Here is a 17,915-nt window from a genome sequence, read left to right as displayed (position 1 = left end):
TTTGAATAGTGCATTTATGAACTCTAGTTTATTATCAGAGATTGTACTCTTTTATCTGAAGGATTGCTAGAACGATTTACAGCCTAAAAGATCTAAGGTAATCTATGGATAGCAGGAGGTGGCGATATTCTTTGCCTTTCATTAAGACAATACTGCGTCATTTTGCACAGTATAAATTATTATCTGCTATATTCATAGGCAGTATTTTCATCGAAATTGCGTATTCCGTTGCCTCACCCTTAAGTTTGAAATATTTGGTAGATGAGGCTTTCATGCCTAAGGATCTCCACGCATTCATTTTCATTCTTTCGGTGCTGCTCAGCGGAGGGTTATTGAACATTTGTGCAAGCGCTTTTGGCGACTACTCGTTAGGCAAGCTTAGCGGGGAAATGATCCGAAAGATGCGCAGTGAGCTGTTTGACCATATGCAAAAGCAATCGCTCCGGTTTTATCAACGGTTCAAGGTTGGTGATTTGGTTACTCGGTTTGCTGCCGATATGGGTGCAATGGAGAAAGTCGTACGTATAACGTATCCATTCCTGATGAAGGAAACGTTAAGTGTGACGCTCGGACTTGTCATGCTTTTTTCAATCAATTGGAAGCTAACCCTTGCTATGCTGGCTGGGTCTTCGCTCATGTTTATCGGGCCGAAATTGCTGCAGGGGCGTGCGGAGGCTGCCAACACAGGATACAAGGAAGCGCAGGAGCATTTCGCCAATACGATTGACGAGATGGTCAAAGGGCACAAAACGATTAAAGGCCTTCACTTGCAGGGGAGTATCCGAGATCGTGCGCGCAAACAGATAAACGAATTGTTAACTTTCGGCTTCAAGCTGCATATGGCTGGGGCTTTGATCGAACGGTTGCCGCTCACGGCGCTGCTCATTCTCAACGGTATCATGATCGGTTTCGGTGGGTATTTAATATTTAATGACGATATTACGGTTGGCGGTTTTATGGCATTTTTTACGTTGTTTTTATCCGTAGGTCAATCGGTTACAAATTTGTCGGTCCTTATTCCAAATCTCATTGATTCGAGTATCAGTTTCCGCCGGGTGAAGGAGATATTGGAGCAGCAGCCGGACGTTCCTGACGCGGAGAATCCTGTACCTTTATCTTCATCTTTTACTTCAATTCAGATGGATCGGGTGACGTTCGGATATAACGATGAAGCGAATCAATTAAAGGAAGTGAGCATGCGTATTACGGAAGGCATGTATGTGGCTTTCGTAGGGCCTAGCGGATCTGGCAAAAGCACGGCGTTACAGCTGCTATCACGGTTTTACGATCCGAACCAGGGGGCCATCTCAATCAATGATTGCGATCTGCGTCAAGCAAGTGAAGCGTCGCTAAGAAAGCTGTCTACGCTTGTTACGCAGGATACATTTCTGTTTAACGCTTCCATTCGTGATAATTTGCTGATAAATAATGAAGCTGCGACGGAAGCGGAAATGATAGAAGCGGCGAAGCAGGCGCGGATCCACGATACCATTGTCAACTGGTCAGATGGATACGACACACAGATTCACCACGAAGGGGGCTCTCTGTCGGGTGGGGAGCGGCAGCGACTGTCCATTGCAAGAGCGCTTCTGCGGAAGCCGAAGTTGCTGCTGCTCGATGAAGTCACATCGGCGTTAGACCCGGCGACGGAGGCCGATATTAATGAGTTGATAGCGCAAAGCCGGAAAGACAAAACGATTATTTCCGTTACACATAGACTAGCTTCAGTCGTGCACGCCGATGTCATTTATGTATTTAAAGACGGACGGATCATCGAAAGCGGCACCCATCAAGAGCTTCTGGATCAAAAGGGGGAGTATGCGAATCTTTGGGAGAAACAGATCGGGTTTCATCTATCTCACGATGGTCTACATGCGACTGTGGATGTCAATCGGCTTGCTAAACTGCCGTTCTTCCAAGGCATTGAGACAGCGCTTTTAAGTGATATCGCTACCTTGTTCTCAACAGATACGTGTAAGGAAGGCGAAGTAATCGTTCGTGAAGGCGAAGAGGGGAATAAATGCTACATTATCGTTCGAGGCAAATTTGAAATTGTGAAAAATATTCCGGACAAAGGCGAGATACGTGTTGCCGTTCTGCAGGATGGCGATCATTTCGGGGAAATTGCGCTGCTCCGCAACACATTAAGGAATGCAACAGTGAAGGCACTGAGTCCTGCGGTACTGCTATCGGTCAGACGAGAGGCTTTTCACCAGTTGACGGCAGAGTATCCACAGATTTTACAAACATTGCAGCAGACATTATTGAGCCGAATGTAGAGGCTTCGTTGCGGAAGGAGTGAAGGTAAACGTTATGACGGCTAGTATTTACAAACGGTGCGTCACTGATGATGATTTGGCTAAAGTGAGTTTGTTCATTCTGGAAAACCGGCGGGATATGCATCCCTCGTATTCGGCCACCGACACGATAACGATGTTGTATTCGTTCATCAAGTATGGTCAGTTGATTCAGGTGGTGGATCAAAACGTACAGCGTATTATTGCGGCAAGTGCTTATTACCTTGGAACACCAGAGCACGATTACGAAGATAAACACATCGCTTTTGTAGAGATGGCCATAGCCGACCGTGCGTATCGAGGATCAAGGCTCTTCATTAAAGGATTGCGCTTCTTGGTAAGCGAGATTATGTCTGACAATCCGGACGTCCAGGAAGTGAGATTTGCAGCACTTGCAGATAATGTATATTTATGTAGATTGTATGCGAAATTTGCCGACATAAGCCATGAAGAGGATAGCATACTTGGCAAACAAATGAAATTTGGTGTCAAAATTAACAATTTGAGAGCTTTCTTAGATAAATTCGTAAAGGTATAATATACATATGACAGACAACTATCCTTGATAAGGAGGCGTTATGCATGATTGTAATTCCACCAAGCATTAAAAAAGGTACGAGCAAAGGCGGTTTCGGTAAAATCGTCAAAGACAACGAGAATTTGCGAGCTAATCCGGTATAATGGGTTTCGAATTCCGTACTTGCAAGTTCGAAATGGATTTTGAAGCTTACATCCGTTTTTTGATTCAGCAACAAGCCTTTTTGAACTTGCCATATCCTTTCGCGATGAAGCTCGCTTTCATGGGCAGTCCACTACAGTTCGGGCAAGCCATGCTGATTTTCAACGATGAGACTTACGATATCGTAGGTGCGGCGGGTTTCGTGTACGGCACAGGGGCAAATGATTATGAAGATCGAGAGATTTGTCAGGTCGAGATTGCCTTTATTTTGGAACAATATCGGCGTACACCGCTATTTCTACGTGGTCTTGAAGCGTTATTAAGCCTTATTAAAGCTGGTAACCCAGACGTGAAGCAGCTCCAGTTCTGGAGTTCTTCTGACAATAAGGAGATACAGCCAATTGTTTCTAGGTGGAGTAGCTTGCCTGGATTCCAATCATCAGTTGTGAATAATTTAACCTTCTACAAGTTTTCATTCGATGAGTTGGAAGCTTATTGCAGGCGAATTGGAACGACGGGAGTAAGGTCTGGGTAGTCTTTTTTCCATACGCATTGAAAACTATCGCTATAGTTGTTATTATGTTTTCATACAAGTAACTGTGTGTGACTGGCGGAACATGGGGAACCATGAGGGAGCACATAGATAATCAGCCGTACGCCTGGGCAGAGGTAAGGGGATATCCCCTTACCTCTTTGCGTTTCAAATTTACTCAAAAGGGATGATTAAAATGTCGAAAGAAACATTAATCTTGGATGGTAACCGGGTCGCAGACGCCATAAAGGCATCGCTGAACAGTAGAATTCAAAACTTGTCCAATCAAGGCGTCGTTCCTTGTTTAGCGACCGTGTTGGTCGGCGACGATCCTGCTTCAGCAACTTATGTACGGATGAAAGGAAACGCATGCAAGCTACTGGGGATTCAATCTATTCGTGTTACTCTTCCTGAACACACGACTACGATGGAGTTAATTGCAGCCATTCACAAGCTTAATGATGACAACAGCGTGCATGGGATCTTGTTGCAGCACCCAGTCCCGAAGCATATCGATGAAAGGGCAGCTTTTGAGGAGATTCATATTGATAAAGATGTCGACGGTGTAACGACGTTGGGATTTGCTCAAAATGCTTTTGGATTTGCTGAGTTCCCTTCCTGTACACCAGCGGCAATCATGGCCATTTTAGACCATTACGAAATTCCTGTTGAGGGCAAACATGCGGTTGTTATTGGAAGAAGTCCAATACTCGGCAAGCCGGTTTCTCTGATGCTGCTAAATAAGAATGCAACAGTTACGACCTGCCACTCAAAAACAGCGAATTTGGCCGATATCGTGCGCTTGGGAGATATTGTCGTAGCTGCCGTGGGGAAACCTCGCTTTGTTCAAGGCGATTGGCTAAAACCAGGCGCTATTGTCTTAGATGCAGGTTACAATCCTGGAAACGTAGGCGATGTTGATTATGACGCTTGTTGTGAGGTAGCTTCGGCCATTACACCGGTTCCTGCCGGGGTTGGTCCAGTGACCATTGCGACCTTGCTCAAACATACGGTCGATGCGGCTGAAAAGATAGCAAACAAGCGATAGGCATAGAGCGTCCGAGCCTGCAAGTTCGCAAACATCATATTTTCACCAACAACGGGTCATACTAGGGGATCTAGAGTAAAGAGGTGAAAATCATGTTATTTAACATTATTGCAGGCTTTTTAATCCCCTGGATATTTGGCATTTATCTGTACAGGAAATCTCGAATTATTGTGTTTCTAATCTTTCCTATTACGGTTACAATATCTAGCTTGATCAATGATACCGGGTATCATCTGAATTTTTGGGATTTTACCCCATTGATTGAGAATGATGAGACACTTTCAGCACTTCCGCTTGATATTGGGCTTTATCCCGTTATGGCCGGTTATATGATTTATTGGATTCGAAAAAATAATCGGCATGCGTTTCTGAAAATAGGCTTTTTTTGCTTGGCTACGACTGCGCTGGAATATATGGCGTTTATTTTTGGGAAAGTAGAATACAGCAATCATTGGAATATAGGTTGGACCTTTGCATCTTATATACTTGCTTATAGCCTGGTTTATTTGTATTACAGGCTTTTGGTAAGATACGGCTATTGGAAATGAAAAACGCTTATTGCTCTTCGGGCCAGTGGTCAGAGGGAGTTGATAAGCGTTTTTTTGTTGCTCTTTATTCAGGAATAATTTGGAACAACCTGCAAAAAATATTTCTGTACGATTTGAAAAGGGGGCAACCGATGAAAATTAAAATTATGTTCATTAGCCTGGTGATTTCAGTCTTATGCGGTAATGTCGGATTCGCTGAACCAAGGCAATCTGTACAAGCTGTGTTTGTGCGCGGCGGCGATCTATGGGTCCAAAAAGACGATAAGGAGCTGCAAGTTACACGAAATCAAAAGGTAAGCGAGCCCAAATGGTCAGCAGATGGGAAGTTCATTGCTTACTCACTTGCCCTTGGAGAACAGCAGCACGAGATATGGGTGTACAGCTTGGAGGCGAAAAAGCATAACCGTGTGTATCCAGGCGGTGACAATTTTCAGTGGTCTCCAAACAGGAATGATCTTGCTTTTAAAATAGATGGCGTTCTGAATACCGCAAGGATTGGCCGCGATAAAGTGGATCCCTTTAAAAATGTAACTCTGGGTGTGGATAACTACTCATGGGTACCTGATGGCAGTGGATTTCTAGTATCGTCACCTGCTCAGCTGCGGCCATCCGGTTGGACGAATGTGGAATTGTACATGGTTCCGGCCGATGCCAAAATGGACCCTAATAAGAGTAAGCATTTTTATACGCTTCCTACGGAGTCGCCTGGTTTTTTCGCTGTTGGCACAAGCATATTCAAATGGTCCAGTGATAAGAAGTGGATCTCGTTTACCGCACATCCAACGGCATCTTTGTCTGCGGACGGGAATGCCTTATGCGTGTTGTCTTCGGATGGCGAACAGTTCCAGCAATTGGATAACATGCTTCACTATCCGCAATGGTTTGCCTGGTCGCCTGCGAAGGCGAGGCTCGCCTATATTGCAGGGGAAGGCCGAGTGGCGGTGCAGAATAAGCATTTGAAGCTCAAGGATCTGCCCGCCATGAAGCCGGCTTCTTATACGCCTCAAGGATTCGCGGATCGTGATTTTACATGGGAAAACGACCGCATGATTATTGTTTCTAGGTCGAAGGAAGCCAAAGAGGATGCTGTATGGCCGCTTCCCGCTTTGTATCAGCTGAGACTTTCAAATAAAGAGCAGAAGCAACTTACGCATCCTCTGGAGAAAAACGGTGACTTCGCGCCGTACATGCTCAGAAAGAGTAATAAACTGACGTGGATCCGGTCAGATGGAAACCATGCGGAAGTATGGATCTCGAATCCGGATGGAAGCAAAGCGGAGATTTTTATTTCCCAGCTGGATATAGGCGTTCCTTATTATGGATGGAGTAACTGGAGCACGGTTTTAGCCTGGTATGACCCACACCGATAGCGTCAAATTACATGCTGCCCGTTCGCTTTTCCAGCGTTCGGGTTGTTGTATTTTTATAAGATTTGGAATAACATTAAACGATAAATGATAGGGTTAATCTCCATGAAAAGGACTTCCAGATGAACGAAATATCGCTTGATTTTCTGACGATTTTATTACCGTCCTATATGTTTTTTTATATGGCTATTTCAATGTACGCCCGGAATAAACAAAACCTGGTGAACCGCGTGGCCTCGCTGCTTATGCTTTCATTACTCTTTTATTTTCTAGGTGAATATATCAAGACAGCGCTTTTTCCGAAGTATGAGAGTTTGATTGTGCTTTTTTGGAATGCTCCTATGCTGCTATTAACGATTAGTAACCTTGTGCATCTTAGTGTGCTTGTTGCGGGTAAGACGAGTTCGACAATAAGACAATTTGTCTTATGGATATATGTAACTCCACTGCTTTCTTTGGCGTTGATGCTGCTGATCTTTGGTCCTCAACATCTCTATCAGCCAAGGGTAGATGGACCTAGTCCTTTAAGTCCGCTTATGCTTGGTTTAGCGGTTTTTTTTGTAGGAAGTTATATTTTATTATCCGTTGGTATTTTGTTAATTGCCTGGCTGACTACCCAACTTGTGAAACGTAAAAAGATGCTCATAAGACTTTTGGCGGGATTACTATCGCTTTTTGCCTGGATACTTATTGTGACTTTTCTTCTGTCTCTAGCAGTTATTACGAGTTCAGTTTCTATTGCTCTTTATTTTTCCGGAACTCTTCTGTGGGTGGTGTCGCTTAGAAGGCTCATTACGAAATACGACTTTTTGCCCAGTTACCGCGATCTGTTTCACACCTTGTTCCAATCCGCTCCGACCGCAATCTTCCTTCTGGATCTAGCGGGGATTGTCAAAGAGATGAATCCGCGTGCGAAGGGTTTGTTTAGCTTACAAACAGATGACTTGGAGCGGGTCGATGTCATCTCGAGTCTATCTTTTTACGATGATACTAGTTTCAAAGATTGCTGGAACGAGCTTCAGATGAAAGAAACGAATAATAGGCAGTGGGAAATGAAACTGAACATTCAAGATCAAGCGCAGCTGGATATGATTGTCAGCATGGAAAATATCGAAGGGGCGGAGGAAGGGTTGGTCATCCTGAATTTGACGGATATCACCTCCCTGAAAGCTACGGAGCGCCGGTTGGTTGAGTCCGAAAGGAAGTATCGTCATTTGGCTTACCATGATCCACTCACGAGTCTCTTGAACCGGGCCGCCGTGCAAGAGAATGCAAATCTTAAAATAGCTGCAGGCGAGCCATTCGCACTGATATTAATAGACTTGGATAACTTCAAGACCGTGAACGATACGCATGGGCACTTGATTGGTGATGACTATTTAAAACATATCGCGGCATTGTTGGAACTGCATGCAAGGCCAGGAGATCTTGCAGGAAGAATCGGCGGGGACGAATTTGTCCTGCTGATGCCTTTCGATTCGGCCCAAATGCAAGTGTACGAGGAAGCGAATTCGCGCTTATTCCCGCTCTCTGTAAACCCTTTTCGCATCCATCAAAAGTTAATTCCCGTTTCTTTTAGCGCTGGAGTGAGTCTATACGCCGATCATGCCTCTGATCTTACAGGTTTGTTGCAAAAGGCGGACGAAGCCATGTATGAGGTGAAGAGGAGCGGGAAGAATGCGATCGCTGTTGCGGGGCACAGAGTTAGTAAGACGAAATAAACAGAGGTTGTCCCACAAGGTAAATTACCTTCTGGGCAGCCTTTTTTGTTTTTGAAATAGTTTACAAAAATTTTATGTGTTCAACAAAAAGTCACAAATGAGAATGCATAATTGCCTGCATATTGAAAAAATTTATCGAGAAAAATTGATCAATGCAAGCGTTTTATCCCGTCGATTTTACGTAAAAAAGAATAATTGAGTTACAAGTGTATTTGAAAATTCGTCGTTCATTTTTACAAATTCAACATGTTTCCGTTCCTTTGAATGTATTGAATGAAACTTTGTTAAGTCGTATAGTGCCGTATTGTAAAAAGATTAGTTAGGAGGGAAAAAGCTACTTGCACATTATTACCACAGATTGAAAAAGTAGTTTATCTTTAGAGGTAAAAGATGTATCATATATTTTGTCGTATATATAATACAAAATAGTGATGGAGAGCTGACAATGAAGAAGTTGAAGAGTTTACGTCTTAAAATTTTACTTGGTTTCTCGGCTGTTTTGGTGTTGTTCGTTGTAATGTCTGTTTTTATCTACACACAAGTAAACGTTTTCAATGGGAGTGTCAAACAAATCGTAACGAATGATGTAACGAAGTTGGTTATTGATGAAAAGCTAAGCGGAAATATACAAAAACGTATAGCCTTGGTAAGGGGTTATGTCTTATTTGGGGACCCGGATTATAAAAAAAGGTTCTTGGAAACTACGGAAGAGAGCAAGGAGTACCAGGAGAAACTTTTGACAATAACGACTTCGCAAGAAGCCAAAGATCTTATAGCGAAAAGCGTTCAGTGGAGGCAGCTTGTTGAACAAAAGTTATTCCCTGCTTACGATAGTGGCAATAAGGACTTGGCTACACAAATTTTAAAAAATGAAGTTACTTCTACAGGACGTGAAATTGACGAAGGTTTTAACAAATTAGCGTTGACTAGAGAATCGGAGATTCAGGAACTGGGAAGTGCGTTGTTATCTAGCGGGGATAGTTTGCAATTGAAAATCGAAACTCTTTCTATCATCGCCATAGTCGTAGGAATTATTCTGGCCCTTCTCATCGCCAATCAAATTGTAGCTCCTCTTATTAAAATTGTTGCCAGAATGAAGTCCATTGCTGAAGGGAATTTAACGGAGGATAAAATGATAACGAATGTGAAGGACGAAGTCGGGCAATTGGTCCACGCTTCGAATGAGATGATGGAAAGCTTGCGTGACATTATCGTGCAAGTGAGAATAAATTCTGAGCAAGTTGCAGCAGCAGCGGAAGAGTTAACAACAAGTGCTGAACAAACGAGTCATGCGACTGAGCAGATCTCCATCACGATGCAAGATATTGCGTCGAGTACTGAAAAAGAAGTTCAAAGTGCGGAGGAAACGTTAGAAACGGTGAGTAAAATATCCGATTCTGTGCAGCAAATTGCGAGAAATGCGCACTCTGTTACAGATGTGGCTATGGAAGCGGCTGAGAAGGCAGCACAAGGAGGGAGTGCCATACAGACGGCTGGTAAACAGATGAATGCCATTCATCAGACTGTTAATGGTTTATCGACGAATATTAAAGGTCTAGGCGAACGTTCTCAAGAAATTGGGCAGATTATTGAGGTTATGGCTGGCATCTCCATGCAGACGAATTTACTGGCCCTGAATGCTGCGATTGAAGCAGCTAGAGCAGGAGAGCAAGGACGCGGATTTGCGATTGTCGCGAATGAGGTTCGTAAATTAGCAGAACAATCGGCAAATTCCGCTGAGCGAATTTCACAATTAATCGGGTTGATTCAGGAGGAAGCAGTAAAGGCTGTTCAGTCTGTGGAATTTACAACGAAGGAAGTAGCTATAGGTATCGAAGTAGTTAATACGGCTGGAGAGTCGTTCGAACATATTGAGACTGCTATTATTGAAGTGTCAACTCAGATCCAAGAAGTGTCTTCAGCGGTTCTTCAAGTAGCTTCTGGCACGGAACAATTGGTTCACGCCATGCAGTTCATTTCTGAAGCTTCTGGAAATATTGCTGCAGGAACGCAAGAAGCATCAGCATCAGCCGAGGAGCAACTAGCATCCATGGAAGGTATTTCATCCTCAGCTGCAAATTTATCTACGATTGCCGAAGAACTGCATGTCATAATTAGACAGTTTAAAGTTTAAAACAAGAAGGTGTCCTAAAGCCAAGATGTTGGCGTGAGGGGCACCATTTTTATTTATTCGCTGGGTAAACTTGATTGTTTTCAAATAAATTTCTAACCTGGTCGGCCATAAACTGAGTGGAATGCGGCATTTGATGGCGTATCCACCACTCTACTATGCCAATGAAAGCAGAGGCCATGAATTGCGCTTTCAGCTCTAGATCGATGTCGGGCTGATTGTCCGGCTTTTTCATTTTATCCATCAGATTGACAGAGATAAAATTCAGCAGTTGTTCCCGGAAAAGAAAAACCCTTTGATTGGAAAACATGGCAGAGAAAAAGGGGAAGTTATCGTGAAAATAATCAAAAATCGGTTTGGGGTCCTGCACCATGCCTTGCGAAACCGAAGGATTCTCCCGCTTCGTGCAGAGCGAAATCAATTCGTTGATGTGATCTTCAATGCATTTGTCCAAAAGGTCGTATTTGTCACTGTAATGCAGATAAATGGTGCCGCGGTTCACATTGGCGCGCTCGGCGATCTCGTTGATCGTGATTTGTTCAAAATCTTTTTCCGAAAAGAGCTCCAGAAACGACTTGGTGATAGCTTGCTTCGTTCTGAGAATGCGGCGGTCGGTTTTAGCGACGTTTTCCAACTTTATGTAACCTCCTTTTCAGATAATCAACAATAGGGAGGGTGATGTTGGATATCTAACAAATCCGCATCAATCAACCATTGAGTAATCCCATCTTCTGTCTATAATATTAATCAACGGCCGTTAAATATTCAACACGTGTTTAATATAATATTCAACAGTGAAGGAGTGTTTAGCGATGGAAAATATACAAGGTAAAGTGATCATTATTACGGGAGCATCCAGTGGAATAGGTGAAGCTGCAGCGATAATGTTGGCGCAACATGGAGCCAAGGTGGTTTTGGCAGCCAGAAGAGAGGAGCGCTTGCACACGATTGTGGATGAAATCAAACAGGCTGGTGGCGAGGCTGCTTCTGTAAAAGCCGACGTCGCTTCTGCTGAAGATATGCAGCAATTGGCTAAGTTTGCCTTGGCTGTATATGGCCGAATCGATGTGCTGGTGAACAATGCAGGCGTCATGCCGAGTTCCAGGATGAATGAATTAAGAGTAACCGAGTGGGATCAAATGATCGATGTGAACATCAAAGGCGTTTTATATGGAATCGCCGCGGTACTGCCTGCCATGAGGGAGCAGCGATCTGGACATATCATCAATCTGTCTTCTACTTCGGGTTATCAGGTGTCACCAACATCGGCTGTATACGCGGCTACCAAGTTCGCAGTAAGGGCCATCTCGGAAGGACTGCGGCTTGAAGAATCGGCGACTTCGAATATCCGATCGACCGTGATTGCTCCGGGTCTGACGAAGACGGAACTGTTTGACAGCATCACGAGTCCTGAAGTGCAGGCGATAGCCGGTCAAATAAGCGGCTTGGGGATTTCTCCTAACAGCATTGCCAGAGCTATCGCATTTGCCATTAACGAACCGGATGATACGCTGATCAGCGAAATTATGGTTAGACCTACTGCGTTAGCTTAACCATTTCCCAAGATGTTGATGATTAAAAAAAGGCTGCCGACAACAAACATCGGCAGCTTAATCACTTTTAATAAGCTTGAATCAGCACTTTGCCGGCCTCAACATGCTGATGCTCAAGTCCCGGCGCGGAGTTGAAGGCATTTACAACAACATCATAAGGCTTCAAATCGTCGGCTGTTAGATCAAAAATATTCTTTTCTACAGCGTGTACATGGGGTTCTTGTACTTTGGATACACTTCTAACCAAGGCCGTTACTTCATGTCCTCTTGAAAGGGCTTCTTTCATAATGAGTTTTCCAGCTTTTCCTGTTGCTCCGATGATGGCGATTTTCATTGTTTTTCCTCCTAAAATGGTTAAGGATTTTTGTAATAATTATTGTTACAACACGGTCGAAAAAAAGCTCGTACTACTTGAAGATATGATAGATAACATCTTGTAGTGTTTTATTTCTAAGCTCATTTTCCATAGCCGCTTTTACACTTTCAAAGGTTACATCCAAAGTTTGTTGGATTTCCCTGCCTACCGTACAATTCGGATTCGGATTATCATGAATATTGAAAATCTCTGTCTCTAATTGGACAGATTTATAGATATCATATAAGGTGATTTCGCTTGGACTTTTGGTCAATGCAAACCCGGCAACGCCTACTCTTGAAGATAGTAAGCCGGATTTTTTCAACATGCTGGTAATTCTTCGAATGACAACGGGATTCGTTGAGACGCTTCCTGCAATCATATCGGAAGAAGCCTTAGGGTTCGTATGAACTAGAGCCATTATATGAATAGCAACGGAAAGACGTGTGTTAACCATGACTGTCACCTCACGAAGGAAGTGTCTTGATGAAAGGATGTGGCTTCTTTCCATTCGACACGTTTACCCCATTATAGCAGATAAGTTAGCTTCTAGCTTCTCCATGATCATGGCAGCGCCGGCAATTTTAATTTGTGCTACATAGATATTCACTCCTTTTGCTGATCTTGTTCTACATGTAACATTGATAGTTATAAGCATTCTTTTTGTCAACCTGTTGCTTTTGTTTTAAAGAATTTAAGAAAGATTTAATTTTTAGCCCCATATCTTTTTAAATAAATTTCCCTATCCTTGATTAAGCGGCAGGTCATAGCTGCTATTGGACAAATGAAATTTATAGGGGTGGGGATGTAGGATGTCGATTACCATTTTGATAGCTGATGATGAGACGGAGATTGCCGATCTTATCGAGCTTCATTTAGAGAAAGAAGGCTACGGATGCCTGAAAGCAACTGACGGTCATGAGGCTATAGCTGCCTGTGACGCGCATGTCATTGATTTGGCGATTTTGGATATTATGATGCCTAAACGGGATGGTTATGAAGTAACCAGGCAGATTCGAGAGAAGCATCACTTCCCTATCATTTTTTTAAGCGCAAAAACGTCCGACCTCGATAAGATTGCGGGATTGGTAAGAGGAGCGGATGATTATGTTACCAAGCCATTCAACCCGATGGAGTTGGTAGCGCGAGTTAACGCGCAGTTGAGGCGATCAAAGCAATTCATTCTATCGACGCAAATGGCTAGACCCGTTTTGGAGGCCGGAGGATTGTTCATCTATCCCGAAGAACGTACTGTTTTTTTATATGGCCAACCCATAGAATTAACTCCGAAAGAGTTTGATATCTTATATCTGCTAGCCCGGCATCCCAAGAAGGTTTTCAGTTCGGAGCATATCTTCGAACAAGTGTGGCGTGAGACCTACTATGAGGGAAGCAATACAGTCATGGTGCATATTCGCTCTCTTCGGAAAAAGCTGGAGGAAGACATGCATAAAACCAAACGGATTAAAACCGTCTGGGGGGTGGGGTACTCCTTCCATGGCTAATATGTTCCGCAGCTTTCGATTTAGAATGATTTTATGGTTTGGTTTAAGCATGTCACTATCAGCGGCGATTACCTATATCCTTTTTAAAGCCCTTCAATCCTATTACTACACGACCAAGTTTGAGAATCCCTTAACGAAAGTGCGTTATTTCATAAGAGATATCGGGGATATCAATTTTTTTCTCGTCATCTTCCTTCCTCTCTCCTTTTATTTTTTCTATCTTTCCACGAAACGATATGCGACTTATTTTCATGTTATATCCAATGGAATTAACCAACTGGCGAAAGGTGATTTCAACCGCCGTATTCGTCTGTCCTCCAAGGATGAATTCGGAGATGTGGCTAGAGACATTAATCGGGCAAGCGAGAAGCTACAGCAAGCGATGGAAAGGGGCGATTTTGCGGAAAGCAGCAAGGAACAATTGGTACTGAATTTGGCTCATGATTTGCGTACGCCTCTGACTTCAGTGATTGGTTATCTGGATTTCATCCTTCAATCGGATGGACTAACGGGGGATCAAACGAATCACTATACGCGCATTGCTTACACGAAAGCACAACGATTGGAAAAGCTGATTGACGAGCTTTTTGAAATCGCTCGAATGAACTATGGCACGCTTCCTCTCGAAACAAGATCGATCGATCTCAACGAGCTTCTCTTCCAATTATCGGAGGAATTATTCCCTGTCGTATCTAAAAAAAACGTAACAGTCAGAATGAATATTACTCCGCATTTGCTCGTTTGGGGTGACGGAGATCTGCTGGCACGCGTATTTGAAAATCTTCTGACGAATGCCATTCGCTATGGCGCAGATGGGCAGTTTATCGATATTCTTGGCCATTCGGATGTTGGAGAGGCAGTGATCCAAGTGGTTAATTACGGAGATTGTATTCCGCAGGAGGAGCTGCCGCATCTCTTTGATATGTTTTTTACAGGGGATATGGCCCGAACACATGAAAAAGGCGGTTCCGGGTTAGGCCTGTTCATCGTGAAGAATATCGTAGAGCAGCATCATGGCACCATCACAGTTCAAAGCAATTTAATTCGTACATTATTTGAAGTCCGAATCCCCCAACGTTGACATCGCCTACCAAGGCGGTGTTTTTTTTCTGCCAAGACTTTAGAAAAACTTTAAGTTTTACCCTGCTTTTTTTTAAAAAGTTCATCTTAATCTACATGTAAGAGAGGAGGGGACAGATGAAAGGTTTACGTAAGGATACTTCAGTGGCATGGATGTTTCTTGCGCCGAGCGGTATCGGATTTGCGCTATTCTACCTGATCCCGTTTGCCATGGGATTGTACAATTCCTTCATGGATGGTACGGTAGATAGCCGCTTTGTGGGATTGGATAATTACCGTGCGCTGCTTGCAAGCGACTCCTTCCGAAAGGCAGCTCTCAATACGTTTTACTTCAGTGTTGTTAGTGTTCCGCTTTTGCTTTTGCTTTCGCTTAGCTTGGCGCTGTTGTTAAACCAAAATATTTATTTTCGCAATTGGCTTCGTATGGCATATGTACTGCCGCTTGTCGTTCCTGTTGCTTCGATCCTGCTTGTCTGGCAGATTTTATTGGACTGGAACGGCTCTTTAAATGCCTGGTTAAGCAGCTACGGGATCGCACGTGTGGATTGGATGAAAACTGATGATGCCCGAACGGTCATCATTGTTGTGTATATATGGAAGAACATCGGTTATAACGTGATTCTTTTCTTGGCGGGGCTTCAGCAAATTCCGAAGGATTATTACGAAACCGCCAAAATCGAAGGCGCTGGGTGCTTACGGCGGTTTGGCAGTATTACGATGGTCTATCTAACATCCACCATATTTTTTGTAGTCATCATGTCGATCATTAATTCGTTTAAAGTATTCCGGGAAACGTACCTGATTGCGGGTGATTATCCACATGAAAGTATTTATATGCTGCAACATTATATGAACAACATGTTCACGTCGTTGGATATTCAGAAGCTGACTGCATCGGCGGTTTTGATGGCCGGATGTATCCTTCTGATCGTCATAGGCATGTTTATACTAGAGCGCCGGTATCGGCAGTTTATGGAGTAGGGGGAAGGAGTCGTGCTTGTTGCTGGTATCCTGCGAAAAATTGCGTTAACGATTGTTATGGGCGTCATAGCCTTCGTGTTGTTATTTCCTATTGTTATTACTTTTACCAATTCATTAATGACTACACAAGAAATCAGCATCAATTACAGCCCTATTGGGCAGATGAACAAAGCGGCTCGTTTCGTGAATATAAAATTACTCCCGGATCAAGTGACCTTGGAACAGTATGTCAAGGTGTTAGTCGGCAGCCCTAGATATTTGGAAATGTTCTGGAATTCGGTTTTTATGGTCGTACCGATTATCGCAGGCCAGACCTTGGTAGCATCGCTTGCCGCTTATGCCTTCTCCAAGCTGCGATTTCGAGGGCGTGAGCCCTTGTTTCTCGTATATGTCTTTACGATGCTGATGCCGTTTCAAGTGACTCTGGTGCCTAATTATATGATGGCGGATAAGCTGGGGCTTTTGAATAGTCCGAGTGCGATCATTTTACCAGGTATTTTCGCAGCCTTCGGAGTGTTCATGCTTAGACAGTTCATGCTGGAAATTCCATATGCCTATATGGAAGCGGCCAAGATAGATGGAGCCGGTCATTTGCGGATTTTCTACACCATCATTGTTCCTATGATTACGCCGGGTTTGGCAGCCCTAATTCTTCTTCTATTCGTTGACTATTGGAACATGGTGGAGCAGCCGATTGTTTTTCTGGAAGATCCGTTCAAGCAGCCTTTGTCCGTATATTTATCCAGGATAAGCGGCGAGCCGGGGATTGCTTTTGCTGCATCAGTGCTCTATATGGCTCCGATGGTGCTGCTGTTTCTGTACGCGGAATCGTACTTCATAGAAGGTATTCAATTGTCTGGCCTCAAGGGTTAGTACTGCGAAAAGTTTATAGGAGAGAAGTAAGGGGGAACGGGGTTGGAAAAGGAGCCGGCTGTATCAGGCCGAAAGAAAAGCATTCAAGTCGTATTCCTTGTTTTTATGGGATTACTTGTGTTTTTTACGCTATTCAGCAATACCTTGCAGTCGTTAGCATTACCGAAAGTGAGAACGGAAAAGCCGGTGAAAGGGAGTCTTGTATTTACAATCGCAGGCAGCGGCAGCCTACAACCGTTCTATGAGGCTAAACTGTCGAATACGGCCGGGTGGAAAGTGCAGCAGATTCTCGTTAAAGGAGGCGATCATGTCAAAAAGGGGCAACCGCTCATCCGTTATGACAGCAAAGTGGCTGAACATGAGCTGGAAGACGCTATAACCAACTTGGACAAGCAAAACATCGAGCTTCAGAATGTGCAAGACCAGTTCATCCAGTCAACCATGGAAGGGGACGACATCAAGATTCGAACGGCAAGGCGCGATCTTGAGACGAGAAAGCTCGATCTGGCTGCGCAGGAGCGCAAAATTAACGAATTTAGAGATGAGCTGGCAGCCTATAAGGAAATGACGGCTCCGTTCGATGGCCTGATAACGAAGGTAAATGCTATGGAAGGGCTGGTTTCGGCGGGAGAACCGGAGATCCTTATCACGAACAGTAGCCTTGGCTACCGCTTCGATCTATCCGTTGATTCAACTCTTCTGTCCAGCTTAGGGATGTCGGCGGGAGAGAAGGTAGAGGTCGAAGTACACGCTGGTCAGGAACCCTATACACGTATCATCAACGGTACAATTGATGAAATGGCGGATGCAGAATCTCGAACCGTAAGCTCCTCTGATGGAGAGTCAGGCAAGACGATAACAGTGCCTCAGAAGGTTCTTCGCGTGAAGGTCGTTGATGCTGAATTGAAGGGGGGTGAGGAGGTTCGAATCAAGCTGGAGAAGCGATCGCGTAAAGAGGGATGGATGATATCGAATGAAGCGATTCATCAGGATCGAGAAGGTATGTTTGTTTATAAATTGGAAGAGATGAGAAATGCGCTGGGCAACGAATTCATAGTCCGTAAAGTCAGGTTGCAGTACAGCGAAAGAAATAGCAAAGAAACGATGGTTCAATCCGATAGCCTTTATGAGGAAGACATGGTGATCTTGGAGAGCAGTGAGCCTTTACAAGATGGAAACCGAGTACGTCTGGAGTAATTAAGCATGCAGATGAGAGAGAATGATAGGAGGATTCATACGATGAAG

At 43.9% G+C, this 17,915-nt stretch carries 16 protein-coding genes, 1 pseudogene and 1 riboswitch; of the genes and pseudogenes, 14 read left to right on the top strand and 3 right to left on the bottom strand.

All coding sequences use genetic code 11. From position 1 onward, the window contains the following. Positions 1-131 precede the first annotated feature (131 nt). The 8 genes from RQP52_RS15445 (at position 132) to RQP52_RS15410 (ending at position 10,326) form a co-directional block, all read left to right on the top strand. The gene (locus tag RQP52_RS15445; protein ID WP_315952658.1) at positions 132-2,279 is read left to right on the top strand and encodes an ABC transporter transmembrane domain-containing protein; all 2,148 of its coding nucleotides are present in this window, start codon (positions 132-134) and stop codon (positions 2,277-2,279) included. A gap of 34 nt (positions 2,280-2,313) precedes the next feature. Further along, complete coding sequence (locus RQP52_RS15440; RefSeq protein WP_315952656.1) at positions 2,314-2,835, top strand: hypothetical protein; 522 nt, start codon at positions 2,314-2,316, stop codon at positions 2,833-2,835. A 175-nt stretch (positions 2,836-3,010) separates the two neighbouring features. Further along, the gene (locus tag RQP52_RS15435; RefSeq protein ID WP_315952655.1) at positions 3,011-3,511 is read left to right on the top strand and encodes a hypothetical protein; all 501 of its coding nucleotides are present in this window, start codon (positions 3,011-3,013) and stop codon (positions 3,509-3,511) included. Positions 3,512-3,569: 58 nt separating this feature from the next. After that, a riboswitch (ZMP/ZTP riboswitch) is annotated at positions 3,570-3,648 on the top strand. Between the two features lie 56 nt (positions 3,649-3,704). Then, a complete protein-coding gene (locus RQP52_RS15430; RefSeq protein WP_315952653.1) occupies positions 3,705-4,556 on the top strand; it encodes a bifunctional 5,10-methylenetetrahydrofolate dehydrogenase/5,10-methenyltetrahydrofolate cyclohydrolase in 852 nt (283 codons plus the stop codon). Positions 4,557-4,648: 92 nt separating this feature from the next. Continuing rightward, positions 4,649-5,104 carry a CBO0543 family protein gene (locus tag RQP52_RS15425; protein WP_315952651.1) on the top strand — a complete coding sequence of 152 codons (456 nt, stop codon included), beginning with the start codon at positions 4,649-4,651 and terminating at the stop codon, positions 5,102-5,104. Positions 5,105-5,235: 131 nt separating this feature from the next. Beyond that, positions 5,236-6,474: a TolB family protein gene (locus tag RQP52_RS15420; protein ID WP_315952649.1), complete on the top strand. Its 1,239-nt coding sequence runs from the start codon at positions 5,236-5,238 to the stop codon at positions 6,472-6,474. A gap of 119 nt (positions 6,475-6,593) precedes the next feature. Next, positions 6,594-8,192, top strand: a complete 1,599-nt coding sequence (locus RQP52_RS15415; protein ID WP_315952647.1) for a sensor domain-containing diguanylate cyclase — start codon at positions 6,594-6,596, stop codon at positions 8,190-8,192. 445 nt (positions 8,193-8,637) lie between these two features. Next, a complete protein-coding gene (locus RQP52_RS15410) occupies positions 8,638-10,326 on the top strand; it encodes a methyl-accepting chemotaxis protein (RefSeq protein WP_315952645.1) in 1,689 nt (562 codons plus the stop codon). Between the two features lie 49 nt (positions 10,327-10,375). On the opposite strand, the gene RQP52_RS15405 is transcribed toward RQP52_RS15410, so the two are convergent. Next, a complete protein-coding gene (locus tag RQP52_RS15405; protein WP_315952644.1) occupies positions 10,376-10,957 on the bottom strand; it encodes a TetR/AcrR family transcriptional regulator in 582 nt (193 codons plus the stop codon). A gap of 178 nt (positions 10,958-11,135) precedes the next feature. Between RQP52_RS15405 and RQP52_RS15400 the strand changes: the two genes are divergently transcribed. Continuing rightward, positions 11,136-11,876, top strand: a complete 741-nt coding sequence (locus tag RQP52_RS15400) for an SDR family oxidoreductase (RefSeq protein WP_315952642.1) — start codon at positions 11,136-11,138, stop codon at positions 11,874-11,876. A gap of 79 nt (positions 11,877-11,955) precedes the next feature. Here RQP52_RS15400 and RQP52_RS15395 read toward each other — a convergent pair. Next, positions 11,956-12,210: pseudogene (locus RQP52_RS15395) on the bottom strand (NAD(P)-dependent oxidoreductase); the annotation flags it as partial. Positions 12,211-12,283: 73 nt separating this feature from the next. Continuing rightward, positions 12,284-12,688, bottom strand: coding sequence for an Rrf2 family transcriptional regulator (locus tag RQP52_RS15390; protein WP_315952641.1), 405 nt, complete (start codon positions 12,686-12,688; stop codon positions 12,284-12,286). 355 nt (positions 12,689-13,043) lie between these two features. Between RQP52_RS15390 and RQP52_RS15385 the strand changes: the two genes are divergently transcribed. From RQP52_RS15385 to RQP52_RS15365, 5 genes are all read left to right on the top strand, one after another. Beyond that, positions 13,044-13,736 (top strand): response regulator transcription factor, encoded by a 693-nt coding sequence (locus RQP52_RS15385; RefSeq protein WP_315952639.1) that lies wholly within the window; start codon positions 13,044-13,046, stop codon positions 13,734-13,736. After that, positions 13,729-14,817, top strand: coding sequence for a sensor histidine kinase (locus tag RQP52_RS15380; RefSeq protein ID WP_315952637.1), 1,089 nt, complete (start codon positions 13,729-13,731; stop codon positions 14,815-14,817). Before RQP52_RS15385 ends, RQP52_RS15380 begins: the two co-directional genes overlap by 8 nt. Positions 14,818-14,933: 116 nt before the next feature. Continuing rightward, positions 14,934-15,797, top strand: a complete 864-nt coding sequence (locus RQP52_RS15375) for a carbohydrate ABC transporter permease (RefSeq protein ID WP_315952635.1) — start codon at positions 14,934-14,936, stop codon at positions 15,795-15,797. Between the two features lie 12 nt (positions 15,798-15,809). Further along, the gene (locus tag RQP52_RS15370) at positions 15,810-16,670 is read left to right on the top strand and encodes a carbohydrate ABC transporter permease (RefSeq protein ID WP_315952634.1); all 861 of its coding nucleotides are present in this window, start codon (positions 15,810-15,812) and stop codon (positions 16,668-16,670) included. Between the two features lie 42 nt (positions 16,671-16,712). Beyond that, complete coding sequence (locus RQP52_RS15365) at positions 16,713-17,867, top strand: efflux RND transporter periplasmic adaptor subunit (RefSeq protein ID WP_315952632.1); 1,155 nt, start codon at positions 16,713-16,715, stop codon at positions 17,865-17,867. The last annotated feature ends 48 nt before the right edge of the window (positions 17,868-17,915 follow it).

This window comes from Paenibacillus violae, from assembly GCF_032461945.1.
Lineage (GTDB): Bacteria > Bacillota > Bacilli > Paenibacillales > NBRC-103111 > Paenibacillus_E > Paenibacillus_E violae.
The sequence above is the reverse complement of the archived record's forward strand: the minus strand, read 5'-3'. Positions and strand labels throughout refer to the sequence as shown.

What these genes read in the sequence shown, in the direction of transcription:
- RQP52_RS15400 (WP_315952642.1), top strand. Translation starts at nt 11,136, where the DNA reads ATGGAAAATATACAAGGTAAAGTGATCATTATTACGGGAGCATCCAGT.
- RQP52_RS15420 (WP_315952649.1), top strand. Translation starts at nt 5,236, where the DNA reads ATGAAAATTAAAATTATGTTCATTAGCCTGGTGATTTCAGTCTTATGC.
- RQP52_RS15425 (WP_315952651.1), top strand. Translation starts at nt 4,649, where the DNA reads ATGTTATTTAACATTATTGCAGGCTTTTTAATCCCCTGGATATTTGGC.
- RQP52_RS15375 (WP_315952635.1), top strand. Translation starts at nt 14,934, where the DNA reads ATGAAAGGTTTACGTAAGGATACTTCAGTGGCATGGATGTTTCTTGCG.
- RQP52_RS15430 (WP_315952653.1), top strand. Translation starts at nt 3,705, where the DNA reads ATGTCGAAAGAAACATTAATCTTGGATGGTAACCGGGTCGCAGACGCC.
- RQP52_RS15410 (WP_315952645.1), top strand. Translation starts at nt 8,638, where the DNA reads ATGAAGAAGTTGAAGAGTTTACGTCTTAAAATTTTACTTGGTTTCTCG.
- RQP52_RS15380 (WP_315952637.1), top strand. Translation starts at nt 13,729, where the DNA reads ATGGCTAATATGTTCCGCAGCTTTCGATTTAGAATGATTTTATGGTTT.
- RQP52_RS15415 (WP_315952647.1), top strand. Translation starts at nt 6,594, where the DNA reads ATGAACGAAATATCGCTTGATTTTCTGACGATTTTATTACCGTCCTAT.
- RQP52_RS15390 (WP_315952641.1), bottom strand. Translation starts at nt 12,688, where the DNA reads ATGGTTAACACACGTCTTTCCGTTGCTATTCATATAATGGCTCTAGTT.
- RQP52_RS15435 (WP_315952655.1), top strand. Translation starts at nt 3,011, where the DNA reads ATGGATTTTGAAGCTTACATCCGTTTTTTGATTCAGCAACAAGCCTTT.
- RQP52_RS15385 (WP_315952639.1), top strand. Translation starts at nt 13,044, where the DNA reads ATGTCGATTACCATTTTGATAGCTGATGATGAGACGGAGATTGCCGAT.
- RQP52_RS15440 (WP_315952656.1), top strand. Translation starts at nt 2,314, where the DNA reads ATGACGGCTAGTATTTACAAACGGTGCGTCACTGATGATGATTTGGCT.